Genomic DNA, 20,080 nt, shown 5'->3' on the forward strand with positions numbered 1-20,080 from the left:
CCGACCCCCGCGCCGGTCGAGTCGCCGTACCGCACAGCCCTTGACGACCAGCGAGGCCCCCGCATGACGGTGATCGACGTAGTTCCGCACGCCTGGACCGAGGGGCCCTCCCGCGAGGCCCCCGACGCCCTCCTGACCGACCTGGTGACCGCACAGGCCGCCCGCACCCCGGACGCCCCCGCAATCCGGCAGTGGGACACCGTGCTGAGCTACCGGGAGCTGATCGGCACCGCCGCCGAACTGGCGCGGCGCCTCACCGACCTCGGCGTGGGCCCGGAAACCAAGGTCGGCCTCTGCGCGCGCCGGACCCCCTGGCTCACCGCCTCCGCGCTGGGAATCATGCTCGCCGGCGGCGCCTACGTCCCGCTCGACCCCGGACACCCGCGAGGGCGCCTGGACGACGTGCTGGACGACGCCGGAATCCGGATCGTCGTCGCCGACCGGCACGGCCGCGAACTCCTGCACGGCACCGACCGGACCCTGGTCGACACCCCGGCCGCGGTGGGCACCGCGACCCCCGGCCCCGGCCGTGCCCTCCCCGGCGGCGCCGCGTACGTGCTCTACACCTCCGGCTCCACCGGCCGCCCCAAAGGCGTGACGGTGAACCACTCCAGCGTCGCGGCCTTCGCCACCGCCTCCGCCGCGCACCACGCGCTCGACGAGACCTGCCGCTCCATCGCCTTCTCCGCGCTCGGCTTCGACGTCTCCGTGCTCGACATGCTCACCCCGCTGACCTGCGGCGGGTCCGTCCAGCTGATCCCGGACGACGACCGCGTCGACCCGGCGCGGCTCCAGCGGTTCCTGGAAGCCCACGAGGTGACCTGGGGGTTCATCCCCCCCGCCCTCCTCCCGCTACTCGACCCGTCCCGCCTGACCCGCCTGCGGGACCTGATCACCGCGGGTGAGCCGCCCGGCCCCGAGCAGGTGGCCCGCTGGTCCGCGCACTGCCGGTTCCACAACTGGTACGGCCCGACCGAGACCACCGTGTGCGTGGTCGGAACCGAGCTCACCGGGACGTGGACCCGCCCCCTCCCGATCGGCCGCCCCCTCGCCGGATGCCAGGCCTACATCCTCGACGAGCGGATGAACCCCTGCCCGCCGGGCGTCCCCGGGGAACTGCACATCGGCGGCCCCCAGGTGGCCCGGGGATACCTGGGCCGCCCCGCGCTCACCGCGGAACGGTTCGTGCCCGACCCCTTCTCCGACGTACCCGGCGCCAGGCTCTACCGCACCGGCGACCACGTGGTGTGGGAGCCCGACGGCGGGATCGCCTTCATGGGACGGCTCGACCGGCAGGTGAAGATCCAAGGGCAGCGGGTCGAGATCGGCGAGGTGGAGTCGGTGCTCCGCGCCCACCCCGGCGTCCTGCAGTGCGTGGTCGACGGGGTGGGCGAGCTCATCGCCTACGTGGCCCCGGGCGACGCCCCGGACCTGGCCGGGCTCCGGGACCACGCCGCGCAGCGGCTCCCGCGGTACATGCTGCCCACCGGGGTGGTCCACCTGGACTCCCTCCCGCTGAACTCCTCCGGCAAGGTCGACATGGCGGCCCTTCGGGCCCTCGGCCCGGTGCGGGATCACGCCACAGGGCGGCCGGGCCGTGTTCCGGTCACCCCGGTGCAGCAAGCGGTGGCCGCGATCTGGGCCCGGGTGCTGGACACGCCCGACCCGTCGCTGGACGACGACTTCCTCGCCTCCGGCGGCCACTCCCTGCGCGCGATGCGGCTCGTCTCGGCGATCCGGGCCGAGCTGGGACGCCAGGTGTGCGTGGAGGACGTCTACGAGGGCCGGACCTGCGGGGGCCTGGCCCATCGGGTGGAGACCGCCGAGGAGGCCGACGAGTCCGCGCCGCTCGGTGGGAACGCTCCCGAGCTCTCCCCCGGCCAGCGGCGCCTGTGGTTCGTGGAGCGGCTGGCGCCCGAGAGCCCCGCGCACAACATCGCGATGGCGGAACGGATCCGCGGCCCGCTCGACGCCGGGGCCCTGCGGTCCGCCCTCGGCGCGGTCGTGGCGAGGCACGAGGTGCTCCGCTGGCGGATCTCCCACCCCACGGGGGTTCCGAAGGTCAGCGTGGCTCCCCCCGGGCCGGTCCCGCTGCCCCTGGTCGACCTGACCACCCTGCCCTCCCCCGACCGTGAGGACAAGCTCGCCGAGGTGCTCGACGGGGAGGCCAAGGACCGGTTCGACCTGGCGCGGGGGCCGCTGATCCGGGCCCGGCTGATCCGGCTGGCGCCGGACGACCACGTCTTCGCCGTCACCGTGCACCACATCGTCTTCGACGGCTGGTCCCAGGACGTCCTCTACCGGGACATCGCGCAGGCGTACTCCGGCGGGTCCGCGGCCCCCGCCGGGCTGGCCTTCGCCGACTACGTGGCCTGGCTGCGAGAACGCGACATCCGTCGCTCGGCGGAACACCTGACCTGGTGGCGGGGGCATCTCGCCGGAGCGCCCACGGTGCTCGACCTGCCGCGGGACGCCCCGCGCCCGCCCGTGCAGTCGTTCCACGGCGCGGTACGGCACGCGGCGATCGGGCCCGAGCTCGGCGGCGCGGTGCGCGGGCTGGCCGCCCGGCTGACCGCCACGCCGTACTCGGTGCTGCTGGCCGGCTTCGCCGAGCTGCTGCACCGCCTCACCGGCCGGCACGATCTGATCATCGGCACGCCGTTCGCGGATCGCAGGCACGTCGCCTTCGAGCAGCTGATCGGGATGTGCCTGCAGATCCTGCCGCTGCGGATCTCCGCGGCGGGCGAGGGGAGTTTCGCCGAGCGGGTCCGTGCCTGTCAGGAGGAGCTCACCCAGGCGATGGCCCACTGCGATGTTCCACTCGAACGGATCGTCGACTCCCTCGGCGTGGCCCGGGACCTGTCCAGGACCCCGGTCACCCAGGTGATGTTCAACATGTACAACTTCGCCGAACCCCGGCTCAACCTGCCCGGCTGCACCGCCGAACCGCTGCCGGCCGGCCTCCCCGGCTCCCTGTTCGACCTCACCCTGTACGTCAGCGAGCAGGCCGCGGGGTACGTCCTCCAGCTCGTCCACAACCCCGCCCTGTTCACCGCGGAACGGATGGACGCGCTGCTGGAGAGCTACGTCGGCCTGCTGACCGACCTGACGGCGGCCCCGGACGCCCCGGTGTCCGCCGCGTCGGCGCGGGGCGGCCGGGACGACCTGCCGGCCTTCGACGACCCGCTCCCGGAGTGGGCGGGCCCCGGCGTGGTGGCGGGCTTCACCGCGGCGGCGACGGCGGAACCGGACCGGATCGCGGTGACCGGGCCGGGCGGCGACCTCACCTACCGCGAGCTGGACGCGCTGCGCCGCCGTACCGCGCGTGCCGTCACAGGCGCCGGGATCGCCCCCGGCGAGACGGTGGCGATCCTGGCCCGCCGCGAGACGACGCTGCCCGCGCTGATGCTCGGGGTCCTCACGCCCGGCACCCACTGGGCCGTCCTCGACCCGGCGCACCCGCCCGCCCTGCTCGCCCGGCAGGCCGCGGCGGCACGGGCCCGCGCGCTGCTCGCCGTCCCGGGGGCCGAGGTCCCCGCCGAACTGGCCCACCTGCCCTCACTCGACCTCCCCGGCTCCGCAGACGGGCCGGAGCCCGAACCGGCCGAGCGGGGCTACCTCTCCTTCACCTCGGGCACCACCGGCGACCCCAAGCCGGTCCGCACCTCCGAAGGCCCGCTCGCCCACTTCGTCGCCTGGTACGCCGAGACCTTCGAGATCACCTCCGTCGACCGGTTCGCGTTCCTGTCGGGACTCGCCCACGACCCGGCGCTGCGCGACGTGTTCGTCCCGCTGCTGACCGGCGCCCGGCTGCACGTCCCCGACCAGGCTCTGGTCCGCGACCCCGGCCGGCTGGCGGCCTGGCTCCGCCAGGAGGCGATCACGGTGCTGCACCTGACGCCGCAGCTCGCCCGGCTGCTCACCGGGAAGGGGCAGACCGCCCCGCTCCCCGGCGTCCGGCTGGTGGCGATCGGCGGCGACCGGCTGACCGAGGCGGACGTCGCCCGGCTGCGGCGGCTGATGCCCGGGGCCCGGATCGTCGCGTTCTACGGGACCACCGAGACCCCCCAGGCCCACGCCTGGCACGAGCCGGGCGCGGCGGCGGCCGAGAGCGGGGAGCCGATCCCGGCCGGGCGGGGTGTCGACGGGAGCCGCCTCGTCGTGGTGGGCGCGGGCGGCCGGCCCGCCGGCGTCGGAGAGCTCGGCGAGGTGGTCATCCACAGCCGCCACCTCGCCGACGGCTACCTCGACCCGGAGCTGACGGGACTCCGGTTCGAGGGGGCGCCCGGCGGCGCCCGGATCTTCCGCACCGGCGACGTGGGCCGCTACCGGCCGGACGGCGCGGTGGTGCTCGCCGGGCGGGCCGACGACCAGATCAAGATCCGCGGGTTCCGGGTGGAACTGGGCGAGGTGGAGGCCGCCGTCGCCGCCCACCCCGGAGTCCGCACGGCCGCCGCGGCGGCGACGGCGACCGGGGAGTCGGCCGAGCGGGTGGTGATCGCGTACGCGGTGCCCTCCCGGCCCGGCCTGCTGAGCCGCCACATCCTGGACCACCTGCGGGCGACGCTCCCCGAGTACGCCGTACCGGCCGACGTCCTGCTGCTCCCCGCGCTCCCGCTCACCCCCAACGGCAAGGTCGATCGCGCCGCGCTGCCCCGTCCCACGCTCCGACCGCCCGCCGACGCCGCCGAGGCGCCGACCGGCCGTACCGAGATCGCGGTCGCGGAGGCGTGGCGGGCGGTGCTGGGTCTGCCGCGGATCCGGCCGACCGACAACTTCTTCGAGATCGGCGGGCACTCGCTCGCGATCATCTCGGTGCAGTCCCGGCTCACCGAGTTTCTCGGCCGCGAAATACCCGTCGTGGACCTGTTCCGGCATCCCACGATCCGCACGCTCGCCGGATACCTCGACGGCGCAGCGAGCAGTCCCGGACTGGACCGGGCCGCACGACGGCTCGCGGTCCGCCGGGATCGGCTTAGGAAGACCGGCCCGCGGCAGGCGGAGCCCCGGTTGTCTCAGGAAGGGAATCATCCATGACCGACGACCCGACGGTGGAGCCGATCGCGATCATCGGGCTGGCCTGCCGCGTCCCCGGGGCCGGGGATTCGCAGCAGTTCTGGCGCAACCTGGTGGACGGCGTCGAGTCCATCCGCTATTACACGCGTGAGGAGCAGCTCGCCAACGGGATCAAAGAGCACACGCTGGATGACCCGCACTTCGTCCCCGCGGCGATGCCCCTCGACGACACCGAGGACTTCGACGCCGCCTTCTTCGGGATGTCGATCCGCGAGGCCGAGGTGCGGGACCCGCAGCACCGCATCTTCCTGGAGCTCGCGCACACCTCGCTGGAGAACGCCGGCTACGACCCGGCGCGCTACTCCGGGGAGATCGGCGTCTACGCCGGCATCGGCTCGCCCTCGTATCAGTGGATGAACATCCGCGGCAACCCGCAGGCGCACAAGTCGGCCGGCTGGCTCGCCGTCATGACCGGCAACCACGCCGACTACTGCGCCACCCTCGCCTCCTACAAGCTCGACCTGCGGGGACCCAGCTACACCCTGCACACCGCCTGCTCGACCGGGCTGGTCACCGTGCACATCGCGGCGGAGGCGCTCCGCAACGGCGAATGCGACATGGCGCTGGCCGGCGCCGTCACCATCGACCTGCCCCAGGGGCAGGGCTACATGTACGAGGACGAGGGCATCGTCTCCCCCGACGGGCACTGCCGGCCGTTCGACTCCAAGGCCGCGGGCACCATCTGGGGCAGCGGCGGCGGCGTGATCGTCATGAAGCGGCTCTCCGAGGCGATCGCCGACGGCGACCACATCCGCGCGGTCGTCCTCGGCAACGCGATCAACAACGACGGGGCGAGCAAGGTCGGCTTCTCCGCGCCCAGCGTGGAGGGGCAGGCCGCGGTCATCGCCCAGGCGCTTGGGGTGGGCGGGGTGGACCCGCGCACCGTCACCTACGTGGAGGCGCACGGCACCGGCACCTCCCTCGGCGACCCGATCGAGGTGGCCGCGCTGTCCACCGTCTACCAGCAGTCCAGCAAGGACGTCGGCTGGTGCGGGATCGGCTCGGTCAAGAGCAACATCGGGCACCTCGGCCAGGCGGCGGGCATGCCCAGCGTCATCAAGGCCGTCCTGGCGCTGGAGAGCGGGCTGATCCCGCCCAGCCTGCACTACGAGTCGCCCAACCCGAAGATCGACTTCGGGACGAACCCGTTCCACGTCGTCTCCTCCCTCACCAAGTGGGACGCGAACGGGTTCCCCCGCCGCGCCGGGGTGAGCTCGTTCGGCATCGGCGGCACCAACGCGCACGTCGTCCTGGAGCAGCCGCCCGAGCACGAGCCCCGGACCGGCGTCCGGCGCCCCGCGGAGCTCCTGCAGCTATCCGCCCGGACCGAGACCGCGCTCACCGCCTCCTGCGAGCGGCTCGCCGCCCACCTCGCCGAGCACGGCGACACCGACCTGGGCGACGTGGCCTACACGCTCCGGGTCGGCCGCCGCCGGATGGGCCGCCGCGCCGCCGTGGTGGCCTCCGGACCGGCCGACGCCGCGACCGCGCTCACCGCCCCCAAACGCGTGATCACCGGAACCGCCGGCCGCCGTACCCCGCAGGTCGCCCTGCTCTTCTCCGGCCAGGGGGCGCAGTACGCGGGCATGGGCGCCGAGCTGTACCGGACCGAGCCGGTCTTCCGGGACGCGGTCGACGAGTGCGCCCGCATCCTGCTCGCCGAGCTCGGCGAGGACATCCGGCCGCTGCTGTTCGCCAAGGGCGACGAGGCCGCCGACGAACGGCTCCGCCAGACCTCGCTCACCCAGCCGGCGCTCTTCACGATCGAGTACGCGATGAGCCGGCTCTGGCGCGCGTACGGGCTGGAGCCCGCCGCCATGATCGGGCACAGCATCGGCGAGTACGTAGCCGCGACCGTGGCCGGGGTGTTCGACCCCGCCGACGCGCTCCGGCTGGTCGCCTCCCGGGGACGGCTCATCCAGAGCATGCCCGCCGGGTCGATGCTCGCGGTCCGGCTCGACGCCGACGAGGTCGCCGGGACCCTGCCCGACGGCCTGACCATCGCGACGATCAACGGGCCGGGGACCTGCGTGGTCGCCGGGCCCACCGAGCCGATCGAGGCGTACGCGGCGGCGCTCAAGGAGGCGGGCACCGGCTGCACCCTCCTGCGCACCTCGCACGCCTTCCACTCGGCGATGATGGACCCGATCCTGGCCGAGTTCCGGGAGCTGGTCTCCGACGTGCCCCGCTCCGCGCCGCGGGTGCCGTTCCTGTCCAACCTCACCGGCACCTGGATCACCGCGGAGGAGGCGACCGACCCCTCCTACTGGGCGCGGCACCTGCGGGAAGCCGTCAGATTCGGGGACTGCGTCGCCACGCTCGTCTCCGAAGGCGACTGGATCATGATCGAATGCGGTCCCGGCAAGCAGCTCGTCGGGCTCGCCCGTACGCAGCTGTCCCGGGAGGCCCAGCGTCCCCTGCCCTCGCTGGCCGGCCCCAGCGACGCCAAGTCCGACACCGAGACGCTGCTCACCGCCGTCGGCACCCTCTGGGTCAACGGCGTGGACCTGGACGGGTTCGGCGAGACCGGCCGGCGGGTGCCGCTGCCGACCTACCCCTGGGAGCGCAAGCGGGCGTGGATCGCCCCCACCCCCGGCAACGAGGCCGCCGAGGCCGAGGTCACCGGCCCGCTCGTCCTGGACGACTACTTCACCGTGCCGAGCTGGCGCCAGACCAAGCCCCTGCCGCCGCGCGCCCTCACCCTCACCCGGGCGCTGCTGTTCGGCGGCCCCGAGTCCACCGGGCTCCGCGACGCCCTGCGGGCCCGCGGCGCCGAGGTGATCGAGGTCCTGCCCGGCGAGCGGTTCGAACGGACCGCGGACGGCTACACGCTGCGCCCCGCCGAGCGGGACGACTACGAAGCCCTCGCCGAGGAGCTGACCGCCGCCGGCGGCGTACCCGCCGACGTGATCCACGCCTGGGCGCTCGACGGCCCGGCCGCGGGCGACGCCGACGGCACCTGGCGGGCCCAGGACCGCGGCTTCTTCAGCCTCCTCGCCCTCACCCAGGCGCTCGCCGCCACCCAGCCGACCGAGCAGGTCGTCCTCACCGTGCTGACCGCCGGCACCCAGGACGTCACCGGGCACGACCTGGTCCGGCCCGAGCACGCCACCGTCGCCGGCATCGGCAAGGTCGTCCCGCTGGAGCTGCCCTGGCTGCGGGTCCGGCACGTCGACGTCGACCCGGCCGACGACCAGGGCGCCCGCACCGCCGGGGTGCTCGCCGAGTTCGGGGCCGAGCCCGGCTTCGACACCGTGACCCTGCGCGGCGGCAGGCGCTGGGAGCAGCACTACGAGCCGGTCACCGTGCCCGCCTCGGTCACCGAGGCCGGACCCGGTCCCCGCGACGGCGACGTCTACGTGATCACCGGCGGCCTCGGCGGCATCGGCATCACCCTCGCCGAGGACCTGGCGCGGCGGGCACGGGTCAAGCTGGTCCTGCTGTCCCGGGCCGGGCTGCCGCCCCGCGACCGCTGGGACGGGTACCCGCCGGGCGACCGGGCGAGCCGGGCCATCGCGGCCATCCGCCGGATGGAGGCGTCCGGGGCCGATGTCCTGGTCCTGGCCGCCGACGTGGTCGCCGCCGAGGACATGCGCCGGGTCCGCCGGGAGACCCTCGACCGCTTCGGCAAGGTCAACGGGATCGTGCACGCGGCCGGTGTGCCCGGCGGCGGAATGGCCGAGGTCAAGGAGCGGGACGCCGCCGAGGCCGTCATGGCGCCCAAGATCCTGGGCACCCTGGCGCTCCGCGCCGCCTTCGGCGAGGACGAGCTGGACACGGTCCTGCTCTGCTCCTCGGTGACCGCCGTGGCCGGCGGCTTCGGCCAGGTCGACTACTGCGCCGCCAACAACTTCCTCGACGCGCACGCCCGCGGCGCCCACGGCTGGCGCGCGCCGGTCGTCTCGGCGAACTGGGGCGGCTGGCTGGAGGTCGGCATGGCCGCCGAGGTCGCCGCCCCGGCCGCGTTCCGCGCCCTCCAGCGCGGCGAGCGGATCACCCCGGTGGACCACCCGGTCATCACCGCCCGATACGACGGCGAGGACGGCTCGGCCCCCTGGTGCGGCGGGACGCTCTCCACCGACACCCACTGGGTCCTCGACGAGCACCGCCTCGCCGACGTGCCCGTCCTGCCCGGCACCGCGCACATCGAGATGGCGCACCGCTCGGCCCACGAGGTCCTGCCCGGCGAGGGCGTCGTGGAGCTGAAGGACGTGGTGTTCGTCGAACCCCTCTCGATCGGCGACGGAGTCGTGGCGGACATCCGCGTCCAGTTCAGCCCCGACACCGACGGGGCGGACTTCGAGGTCAAGAGCCTGGTCGGCGGAGTGTCGCGAACGCACGCCAGGGGCACCGCGTCGCGGGTTCGGCCCGAACCCGCGGCGCCGAGCCCCATCGACGCCATCAAGGCGCGCTGCGTGAAGGGGAACGAGGACTCCATCGACGGGCTGTCCAGCCTGATCACCCTCGGCCCGCACTGGGACAACCTGACCGGCTGGTACATGGGCCAGGGTGAGGGACTCGCCTGCCTGGAGGCCCTCGGCGTCATCGCCGCCGACCTCGACCGCTGGGACATCCACCCCGCCATCCTGGACATCGCCACCACGACCCTGGTCGGCACGAACGGGCACTACCTGCCGCTGGGCTACGGGCGGATCACCGTGCACCGGCGGCTGCCCGCCCGGGTCTGGAGCCACGTCCGGTTCGGCGACGCGAGCACGGAGGAGGTCATCCCCCTCGACGTCACCCTCCTCGACGACGACGGGGAACTCCTGGTCGAGATCAGCGACTACGTGCTCCGCCGCATCGACGCGAGCGCGGTCGCCGAGACCGTCTCCGCGGGCGGGCGGCTCGGCGAGGCCGACGTCCCGGCGCCGGTCGAGCAGGCCGCCGCAGGCGCCGAGGCCAAGGCCGGCATCTCCCCCAAGGACGGCGCGGAGGCCTACCACCGGCTCCTCGCCGCCGGGCTCGGCTCCCAGGTCGTGATCACGGCGCAGCGGCTCGCCGAGTACGTCGCCGGGGTCCGGGCGCTCACCCAGTCCAGCATCGAGACCGAGCTGGAGCCCACCGCCCTGTCCGACCAGTCCGCCCGGAGCTCCGCCGGCGACTACCTGGAGCCGCGGACCGAGCTGGAGAAGACGATCGCGCGCCTGTGGAAGGAGGTGCTCGGCGGGACCGAGATCGGGGTCGAGGACGACTTCTTCGAACTCGGCGGGAACTCCCTGATCGCGGTCCAGCTCATCGCGCTCATCCGCAAGGAGGTCGGGGTCCGGCTGCCGATGCGCAGCCTGTTCGAGGAGCCGACCGTCGCGGGGGTCGCCGCGCTCGTGGAGCAGTCCCGGGCCGAGTCCGGGCCGTCCCCCGAGCCGGACCCCGCCCCTTCGGGCGGATCGACGATCCCCAAGCTCGCACGGTAGCCGCCGACCGGAACGAAAGGGCTCAGCCATGTACAAGGTCGTTCTCAACGACGAGGAGCAGTACTCGATCTGGTCCGCCGAACAGCCGGGCCCGGCCGGTTGGCGGGACGAGGGCTTCTCGGGGAGCAAGCAGGAGTGTCTGGACCACATCGAGACCGTGTGGACGGACATGCGGCCCCGCAGCCTCCGTGAGGCGATGAGGTAGCGGAGGGCGTGACCGAGTCGCCGGACGGCCACCTGGCCGTGGCCGTCCGGCGTCGACCGACCAAGCACCACAGCGCGGGAGAAACGGATAGTCGATGGACTTCAACCAGGAGGGCGAGACCGTCCTGCCGGCGTCGTTCGCCCAGGAGCGGCTCTGGTTCTTCACCCAGCTCGTCCCAGACCTCGCGGTCTACAACGTGGGGGCCACCGGACTCCCGATCACCGATGTCCACCCCGCCCTCTTCGAGCCGGCCTTCGCGGAAGTCGTACGGCGTCACGAGGCGATGCGCACGTCGCTGGAGGTCCGGGACGGGCACCTGGTTCAGGTGATCCACCCGCGGGTGCCGATCGTCATCGCCCGGTCCGACCTGCGCGGGGTCCCCGCCGAGGAGAAGGAGGCCGCGCTCGCCGAGGCCGCCCTCGCCGACGCCGCGGAGCCGATCCCCCTCGACCGGGCACCGCTGTGGCGGGTCCGGCAGGTGTACCTCGACGACAGCTCCTGGACCTGGGTCATCACCGTGCACCACGTCGCCTTCGACGGCACCTCCGTGGCCAACCTCCTCGACGAGATGCACGAGTACTACCTGGCCCACTACGAGAACCGCCCGCCGAGGTGGCCCGAGCTCGCCGTCCAGTACGGCGACTTCGCCGAATGGCAGCGCGGGCGCTGGGACGACGGGGAGTTCGAAGGCCAGGTCGCCTACTGGCGGGACCGCCTCGCCGAGCTGCCCGCCCCCCTGGTGCTCGGCGGACGGCTGCCGGACCCCGCCGTCCCCCGCCACCACGGCGGGGCCCTGGAGTTCTCCCTCTCCCGCGAGGTCGTCGCCGACGTCGCGCGGTTCGCCGCGAGCCGGGGGACGACGTCCTTCGTCGTCCTGCTCGCCGCGCTCAAGGTCTTGGTCATGCGGATGTCCGGGCAGCGGGACGTCATCGTCGGGTCCCCCGTGGCCGGACGCGGGCGGGCCGAACTGCGCCCGCTCATCGGCATGTTCGTCAACACCGTGGTCCTGCGGACCGACACCGACCCCGAGGCCGACTTCGCCGAGGTCGTCGACCGGGTCCGCGCCGGCTTCCTGGACGCGCTGGACCACCAGGACGTGCCCTACGAGAAGCTCGTCGAGATCGCGGCCCCCGACCGCGCGGACGGCGGCGGCTCGCCGCTGCACCAGATCGTCTTCAACCTGCTGCCCCAGTCGTACAACCGCCAGGTGCGCAACGGGACCGCCAAGACCGACCTGCTGTTCGACCTCGCCGAGAAGGACGGGGAGATCACCGGGTGGCTTGAGTACAGCCTCGCGCTCTTCGACGAACCCTGGGCGCAGAACCTCCTCACCCGCTTCCACCACCTGCTCGGCGGACTCCTGGCCGAACCCGGCGTCCCCGTCGGACGGGTCGGCGTGGTCGACGGCAAGGAGCACGACCGGCTCGTCGAGGCGGGCAGGCCGCCGGTGCCGCTCGCCCTGGCGGAGCCGCTCGTCACCGAGGCGTTCGCCCGGGTGGCCGCCACCTGTACGGACACGGTCGCCGTCGCCGACTCCGCGGGACGCCGCCTCACCTACGCCGAGCTGGACCGCCGGGCCGGGCGCCTCGCCGGCCACCTGCGGACCGTCGCCGCCGTCGGGCCCGACACACCCGTCGCGCTTTTGCTCGACACCGACGTCGACCTCGCGGTCGCCGTGCTCGCGGTGCTCAAAGCGGGTGGCGCCTACCTTCCGCTCGACCGGGAACACCCCGGCGAACGCCTCCGGTACGTGCTCGGTGACGCGGGAGCCGTCGCCGTGATCACCACCCCGGCGCTCGCCGGCCGGCTGCCCGAGACCGGCCTGCCGGTGATCGACGTCACCGCGCGCCCCGAACACCCCGAGCCGCCCGCCGGGGCCGTACCCGACCCCGGGGACCTCGCCTACGTCGTCTACACCTCCGGGTCGACGGGCCGCCCCAAGGGGGTGGGGGTCCCGCACCGCCAGCTCATGGCCTACGTCGGCGGGCTCACCGCCCTGCTCGGGCTGGAGGCCGGCCGGTCGTTCTCCCTCCTGCAGTCCCTCACCTTCGACTTCGGGGTGACCACGTTCTTCGGCGCCCTGCTCAGCGGGGGCACCCTCCATCTCGTCTCCGCCAACCGCGCCGCCGACGCCGCGTGGGTCTCCGCACACCTGCGCCGCGAGGGGATCGACTACCTGAAGATCACGCCGTCGCACCTGGCGGCGCTGCGGGCCGGCGACCCCGACCCGGCGGCGCTGCTCCCCCGCCGTACCCTCATCCTCGGCGGCGAGGCGTCCCGCTGGGAGTGGGTGCGCGAGCTGCGGCGCCACTGCCAGGTGGTGAACCACTACGGCCCCACCGAGACGACCGTCGGCGTGCTCGCGCTGCCCGCCGACGCCGAGCCCGCCGACGCGGGCGCCCTCACCCCGATCGGCTGGCCGATGGCCCAGGCCCAGGCGTACGTCCTGGACGAACACCTCCAGTTCGTCCCCGACGGCGTCGTCGGCGAACTGTACGTCGGCGGAGCCGGGGTGAGCCGCGGCTACCTGGGCAGGCCCGGCGCCACCGCCGCCGCGTTCCTGCCGCACCCGTTCGTCCCCGGCGAGCGGCTCTACCGGACCGGCGACCGGGTCAGGAGGCTCGCGAGCGGCGCCGTGGAGTTCCTGGGCCGGGCCGACGACCAACTCAAGATCCGCGGGTTCCGGGTCGAGCCCGGGGAGGTCCAGGCGGCGATCGCCGGGCACCCCGGCGTCGAGGACTGCGTGGTGCTCCCGTACGGCGACGGCGACGACACGCGTCTGGTCGCCTACGTCGTGGGCACCGCCGACCACGCCGGAATCCGCGAGCGCCTGGCCGGGCACCTCCCCGACTACATGATCCCGTCCGCGTTCGTCGGGCTCCCCGAGCTGCCCCTGCTCGCGCACGGCAAGGTGAACCGGGCCGCCCTGCCCGTCCCCGAAGCCGACACCGCCGCCGACGAACCGCCCCGCGGTGAGACCGAGGAGATGGTCGCCGCCCTCTTCGGGCACCTGCTCGGCGTCGAGCACGTCAGCCGGAACAGCGGGTTCTTCGCCCTCGGCGGCCACTCGCTGCTCGCCATCAAACTGATGAGCCGGATGCGCGCCGCATTCGGCGTCGGCATGCCGCTGCGCACCGTGTTCGAGCACCCGACCCCCGCCGAACTCGCCGCCGCGGTCGAAGCCGGGCTGCGCAAGCGGAGCGACCAGCTGCCCCCGGTCGAGCCGATCCCGCGTACGGGCACCCTGCTCGCCTCCTACGGCCAGCGGCGGCTGTGGTTCCTCGACCGGCTGGAGCAGGGCTCCGCCGTCTACAACACCCCGATCCACCTGAGGGTCCACGGCGAGTTCTCCACCACGCTGTTCAAGCAGGCCGTCACGGCGCTGGTCGCCCGGCACGAGGTGCTCCGCACCCGCCTGGCCGAGGAGGACGACGACCTGGCCCTGGTGATCCACGCCGACCCGGTGGTGCCGTACCGCGAGATCAACTCCCCGATGCCGGAGGCGAAGGCCCGGGAACTCCTGGCCGCCGAGGCCGCCAAGCGGTTCGACCTGACCACCAAACCGCCGATCCGGGTCATGGTCGTCAAACTCGCCGAGACCGACCACCTGCTCCTGATCACCCTGCACCACGTGGCCAACGACGCCTGGTCGGCCGTGCTGCTCCAGCGGGAACTGAGCGAGCTGTACGGCGCGCTGCGCGAGAACCGCCCCGCCGAACTGCCCGAACTCCCCGTCCAGTACGCCGACTTCGCCGCGTGGCAGCGCCGGATGATCGCCGGCGAGCTCCGGGACAGCCAGCTGGGCTACTGGCGCAAGCGCCTGGCGGACATGCCCGAACGCCTGGAGCTGCCCACCGACCGGCCGCGCCCCGCGGCCCGCGGCCACGCGGGCAGCCAGGTCCCGCTGCGGATCCCGTCCGCCGTCGTGGAACGCCTCCGCGGCCTCGGCGCCGACGAGAACGCCACCCTCTACATGACCCTCCTCGCCGGCTTCGTGATCCTGCTGTCCCGCTACACCGGCGAAGAGGACGTCGTGGTCGGCACCCCGTCCGCGCACCGGCCGCGACCCGAACTGGAATCGCTCATCGGCTTCTTCCTCAACACCCTGGTGCTGCGGACCGACTCCTCCGGCGACCCGAGCTTCCGGGACCTGCTCAAGCGGGTACGGGACACCACCCTGGAGGCCTACGCCAACCAGGATGTGCCGTTCGAGGCGCTGATCGAGGACCTCCAGCCGCGCCGGGACCTCGGCGGCACCCCGCTGGTGCAGGTCCTGTTCTCCCTGGAGAACGACGAGCGGCCCACGGTCTCCACCGGCGGCACCCGGTTCACCTGGGAACCCTTCGGCACCACGACCGCCAAGTTCGACGTCACGCTCTACCTGTGGCGCAGGCCCGGCGCCCTGGCGGGCGCGGTCGAATTCCGCACCGACATCTTCGACACCGCCACGATGAGCCGGTTCGCCGCCCACTACACCGCCCTGCTGGAGGCGGCGGCGACGGAGCCGGACCTGCCGATCTCCCGGCTGCGGATGCTGACCGACGAGGACTCGGCGTCGATCGAGCGGTGGAACTCCACCGCCGTCGACCACCCCGGCGGCACCCTGCCCGCCCTCGTCGCCGCCCAAGCCGCCGCGACCCCGCACGCCGCCGCCCTCCTGGACGGCGACACCTGGCTCACCTACGCCCAGTTCACCGCACGCGTCAACACCCTCGCCCACCGCCTGCGCCAACTCGGCGTCGGCCTCGGCGACGTCGTCGCCGTCTGCCTGGACCGCGGACCCGCCGAAGTCGTCGCCGTCCACGCCGTCCAGGCCGCCGGAGCCGCCTACCTCCCCCTGGAGCCCACCGACCCCGACGCCCGCCTCACCTACATGATCGGCGACACCGGCGCCAAACTGGTGATCACGGACACCGCCGGCGCCACCCGGTTCGGCAACCCGCTGAACCTGGACACCCTCGACCTCGCCGCGCACCCGAAACCCGATCCCGGCATCGGCGCGATCCCCGAGGACGCGCCGGCGTACGTCATCTACACCAGCGGCTCAACCGGCAACCCCAAAGGCGTCCAGATCAGCCACCGCGCCATCGTCAACCGCCTCACCTGGATGCAGAACACCTTCCAGCTCACCCCCGGCGACCGCGTCCTCCACAAAACCCCCTACACCTTCGACGTCTCGGTCTGGGAACTGTTCTGGCCCCTGCTCACCGGAGCCGCCCTCGCCGTCGCCCCACCCGGCACCCACCGCGACACCACCGCCCTGGCCGACCTCGTCAACACCCACCACATCACCACGATCCACTTCGTCCCCCCCATGCTCGACGCACTCCTGGACGACCCCCGCCTCCACCTGCCCACCCTCCAGCGCGTCATCTGCTCCGGCGAAGCCCTCCCCACCACCCTGGCCGACCGCTTCCACACCACCCTGCCCGGCATCGCCCTGCACAACCTCTACGGCCCCACCGAAGCCGCCGTCGACGTCACCTGGCACCACTGCACCCCCGGCCAGACCCACACCCCCATCGGCACCCCCGTCGACAACACCAGCATCGAAATCCTCGACCCCACCGGAGCCCGCACCCCCATCGGCACCCCCGGCGAACTGTGCATCGGCGGAATCCAACTCGCCCACGCCTACCTGAACCGGCCCGCCCTCACCGCCGAACGCTTCACCCCCAACCCCTACGGACCCCCCGCAAGCCGCCTCTACCACACCGGCGACCTGGCCCGATGGCTCCCCGACGGCAGCATCGAATACCTGGGCCGCATGGACCACCAGATCAAGATCCGCGGCATGCGCGTCGAACTCGGCGAGATCGAGCACGCCCTGGCCACCCACCCCGCCATCCGCACCGCCACCCTCACCGCGGGAACCACGGCGGCGGGCACCGTGCTCAACGCGTACCTGATCCCCGCCGACCCGGGGGACCCGCCGGCCGTCGCCGGCATCCGCGACCACCTCCGCGAACGGCTCCCCGAGCACATGATCCCCTCGACCTACACCTTCCTGCCCGAGCTGCCGCTCACCGCGACCGGCAAGATCCGGCGGAACGCGCTGCCCGCACCGGCGGCGGAGGGCCCGAGCGGCGAGTACGTCGCCCCGCGCAGCCCGGTGGAGGCGCGGCTCACCGCGATCTGGGAGCAGATCCTCGGCGTGGAGCGGGTCGGGATCCACGACGACTTCTTCGAGCTGGGCGGGCACTCCCTGCTCGCGCTCCGCCTGGCGATGCGGCTGCGCGCCGAGTTCGGGCGCGAGGTGCCCGTCGCGACGGTCATCGCCGCGCCGACCGTGGAACGCCTGGCCGAGGCGATGTACGACGACACCCCCTCGCTGGAGTCGCAGGGCCGGGTGGTCCCGCTGCGGACCACCGGGGACCGGCCGCCGATGTTCTTCATCCACGCCCTGGGCGGCCAGGTCTTCCGCTACCAGCCGCTCGCCCGATACCTCGGCGACGACCAGCCGGTGTACGCGATCCCGGCGCACGGGCTGACCGAGGGGGACGAGCCGCACGCCACGCTGGAGGAGATGGCGCAGGTGTACGCCGGATACATCCGGGCGACCCGCCCGGAGGGGCCGTACGTCATCGGGGGCTTCTGCATCGGCGGCAACATCTCCCTGGAGGTGGCGCGGCAGCTGCGCGCCGAGGGGGCGGAGGTCCCCCTGGTGCTGCTCGCCTGGTCGGACGCGGACGAACCGGTGATCCGCTCCTCGCTGGAGGACGACCGGAGCCTCATGGTGCACGCGCTGGCGGGCAGCCTGAACACCCTCGACCCCCGCGACCTGGCGGAGATGGACGTCGAGGAGCAGCTGCTCGCGATCGTGGGCGCCGCCACCAAGGAGGGGTCGCTCCGCAGCGACGCCGCCGACCTTGAGCAGATGCGCAGATACGTCAATGTTTTCCGGGCCAACGCCCACGCGGTGGGCTGGTACCGGCATGAGCCGTACGACGGTTACGCCGTGCTGCTGATCCCCGAGGACGACGGCGCCGACGCCGACGAGGACTACGGCTGGCGCAAGGTCGTCCCCCGCCTGGAGACAGGCCTCATCCCCGGCGCGCGTTTCAGCGCCCTATACGAACCCCTGGTCGCCAAGACGGCCACCGAGACGAGGAGATGGATGGACCGTGGCCTCGGACACCCAACCACCGGCAACTGAGAAGGCCAAGCCAGCCAGCATCTGGCGGAACAAGGACTTCGTCAGGCTCTGGGCCGGCTACACCACCTCGGCCTTCGGCGGCCAGGTCACGGTGGTGGCGTTCCCGCTGGTCGCCGTGGTCCTGCTGGGGGCGGGCGAGGCCGAGGTGGGCATCCTCGGCTTCGTCGGGAAGGCGCCGCTCCTACTGTTCCTGTTCGCCGGTTACTGGGCGGACCGGTTCCGCAAGCGGCCCACGATGATCGCCACCGACCTGGCGCGGTCGGTCCTGCTGCTGGTCATCCCGCTGCTCTACCTCGCCGACGTGCTCTCGCTGTTCTGGCTCGGCGTGATCTCGTTCCTGCTGGTGACCTGTTTCGTCTTCTTCGAGATAGCCAACCTGTCGCACTTCCCGTTCCTGGTGGGACGGGAGCACATCGGCCCCGGCAACGGCCACCTCCAGCTCAGCTCCTCGATCACCCAGGTGGTCGGGCGGTCCTTCGGCGGCTTCCTGGTCGGGGTCTTCTCGGCGGCGCTGGTCCTCATCGTCAACGTGGTCACCTACGTGCTGTCGGCCATCGCCATCGCCATGATCCGCAAGCCGGAACCGGTGCCCCAGCACGAGGGCGGTAAGCCGCCCAAGGTGCTGCCCTCGATCGCCGAGGGGCTGAAGTGGGCGCTGCGCCACCCGCTGGTCCGGCCCACCCTGATCGCGAGCCTGTTCTACATGTTCTTCTACAGCGGCATCGAGGCGCTGCTCGCGCTGTGGCTGATCAAGGAACTCGCGCTCCCGGTCTACTGGTTCGGGATCATCATGGCCATCGGCGGACCCGGCGCGATCCTGGGCGCCCTGATCTCGGTGCCGATCCTGAAGCGGCTCGGCGCGGGGCCCGGCCTGTTCTGGGCGAGTGTGGTCGGCAACCTCTCGCTGTTCCTCGTCGCGCTGGCGACCGGGCCCACCTGGCTGAAGGTCACCATGGTCGGCGCGACGATCTTCCTGCTCTCGCTGAGCGGCCAGGTCTCCATGGTCAACGCCAACACCCTGCGGATGACCGTCACCCCGCTCCGCCTGCAGGGCCGGGTCATGGCCAGCCAGCGGGCGATGGCCTTCGCCGCCGCGCCGGTCGGCGCCCTGCTCGCCGGTCTGATCGCCGCGATCCCCTCCATCGGGATGCGCCCGGTGATGATCGTCTGCGCGGCCGGGACCATCATTCCGCTGATCATCTTCTGGTTCTCGCCGCTGCCGCGCACCAAGGAGCTGGTCGCCCCCGACGAGGAGGAGCCGAGCCGTGCGAGTTGACGCGATCAGTTCGGGACCGACCTCCATCGCGGTGATCGAGGCCGAGGGCGCGGGCATCGGCGACCTGCGGGAGGAGGCCGACAAGCTCCTGGTGTCCACCGGGGCGGTGCTGTTCCGCGGGCTCGGCGTGCACACCCCCGGCGACTTCCACGACGTCGCCGGGGCGTTCGGCGCGCCCTTCACCACCTACGCCCACGGGAACTCCCCGCGCAGCTCGGTCGGGGTGGGGGTGTGGACCTCCACCGAGTACCCGGCCGAGTTCGAGATCTCCCTGCACAACGAGCTCTCCTACGCCGCGATCTGGCCGGACCGGCTCTTCTTCACCTCCGTGATCGCCGCCGAGACCGGCGGGGCGACCCCGGTCACCGACGGACGGGCCCTGCTGGAGGGGCTCGACCCGGACGTCCGCGAGCGGTTCGTCTCCCGCGGGGTCTGCTACCTGCAGACCCTGCACGGCGGATTCGGGCCGGGCAAGTCCTGGCAGCAGACCTACGAGACCGACGACCGGTCGGAGGTCGAGGAGCTGCTCCGCTCGGCCTCGGTCGACTTCGCCTGGACCGCCGACGGCGACCTGCGCACCCGCCAGCTCCGGCCCGCCGTCCGGCACCACCCGGTCACCGGGGAGAGCGTCTGGTTCAACCAGGCCGAGCAGTGGCATGTGACGAGCCTGCCCGCCGAGCAGGCCGAGGCGCTGCTCTCCATGGTCTCCTCCGAGGAGGAGCTGCCGCTGCACGCGACGTACGGCGACGGCAGCCCGATCCCGGACGAGGACCTCGCGAACGTCCGGGCCGTGGCCAAGGGGAACGAGTGCTTCTCCCCCTGGCGACCGGGCGAGGTCCTCATGATCGACAACTACCGCGTCCTGCACGGACGGCACGCCTACACCGGCGCTCGCAAGACCCTCGTCGCGATGATCTGACCCCCCTGCACACCGGACGAACCACACGTGAAGG

General features: G+C 73.1%; 5 protein-coding genes and 1 pseudogene. All 6 read left to right on the forward strand.

Annotated features, from left to right (window positions below; all coding sequences use genetic code 11):
* The first annotated feature begins 63 nt into the window (after positions 1-63).
* The 6 genes and pseudogenes from RUR_RS04225 (at position 64) to RUR_RS04250 (ending at position 20,046) form a co-directional block, all read left to right on the forward strand.
* On the forward strand, positions 64-5,037 hold the full coding sequence (locus tag RUR_RS04225) for a non-ribosomal peptide synthetase (protein ID WP_283133515.1): 4,974 nt from the start codon (positions 64-66) through the stop codon (positions 5,035-5,037).
* Positions 5,034-10,490, forward strand: coding sequence for a type I polyketide synthase (locus RUR_RS04230; RefSeq protein ID WP_283133516.1), 5,457 nt, complete (start codon positions 5,034-5,036; stop codon positions 10,488-10,490). Before RUR_RS04225 ends, RUR_RS04230 begins: the two co-directional genes overlap by 4 nt.
* A 19-nt stretch (positions 10,491-10,509) precedes the next feature.
* Positions 10,510-10,695: pseudogene (locus tag RUR_RS04235) on the forward strand (MbtH family protein); the annotation flags it as partial.
* Between the two features lie 94 nt (positions 10,696-10,789).
* Positions 10,790-17,851, forward strand: a complete 7,062-nt coding sequence (locus tag RUR_RS04240; protein ID WP_283133517.1) for a non-ribosomal peptide synthetase — start codon at positions 10,790-10,792, stop codon at positions 17,849-17,851.
* Positions 17,820-19,127 carry an MFS transporter gene (locus tag RUR_RS04245; protein ID WP_283133518.1) on the forward strand — a complete coding sequence of 436 codons (1,308 nt, stop codon included), beginning with the start codon at positions 17,820-17,822 and terminating at the stop codon, positions 19,125-19,127. The genes RUR_RS04240 and RUR_RS04245 overlap by 32 nt, the downstream gene beginning before the upstream one ends.
* Positions 19,117-20,046 (forward strand): TauD/TfdA family dioxygenase, encoded by a 930-nt coding sequence (locus tag RUR_RS04250; protein WP_283133519.1) that lies wholly within the window; start codon positions 19,117-19,119, stop codon positions 20,044-20,046. Before RUR_RS04245 ends, RUR_RS04250 begins: the two co-directional genes overlap by 11 nt.
* Positions 20,047-20,080 lie beyond the last annotated feature (34 nt).

The organism is Rhizohabitans arisaemae (genome assembly GCF_025996515.1).
Taxonomy (GTDB): domain Bacteria; phylum Actinomycetota; class Actinomycetes; order Streptosporangiales; family Streptosporangiaceae; genus Rhizohabitans; species Rhizohabitans arisaemae.

Coding starts and splice junctions, on each gene's coding strand:
- RUR_RS04225 (WP_283133515.1), top strand. CDS start 64: ATGACGGTGATCGACGTAGTTCCGCACGCCTGGACCGAGGGGCCCTCC.
- RUR_RS04230 (WP_283133516.1), top strand. CDS start 5,034: ATGACCGACGACCCGACGGTGGAGCCGATCGCGATCATCGGGCTGGCC.
- RUR_RS04240 (WP_283133517.1), top strand. CDS start 10,790: ATGGACTTCAACCAGGAGGGCGAGACCGTCCTGCCGGCGTCGTTCGCC.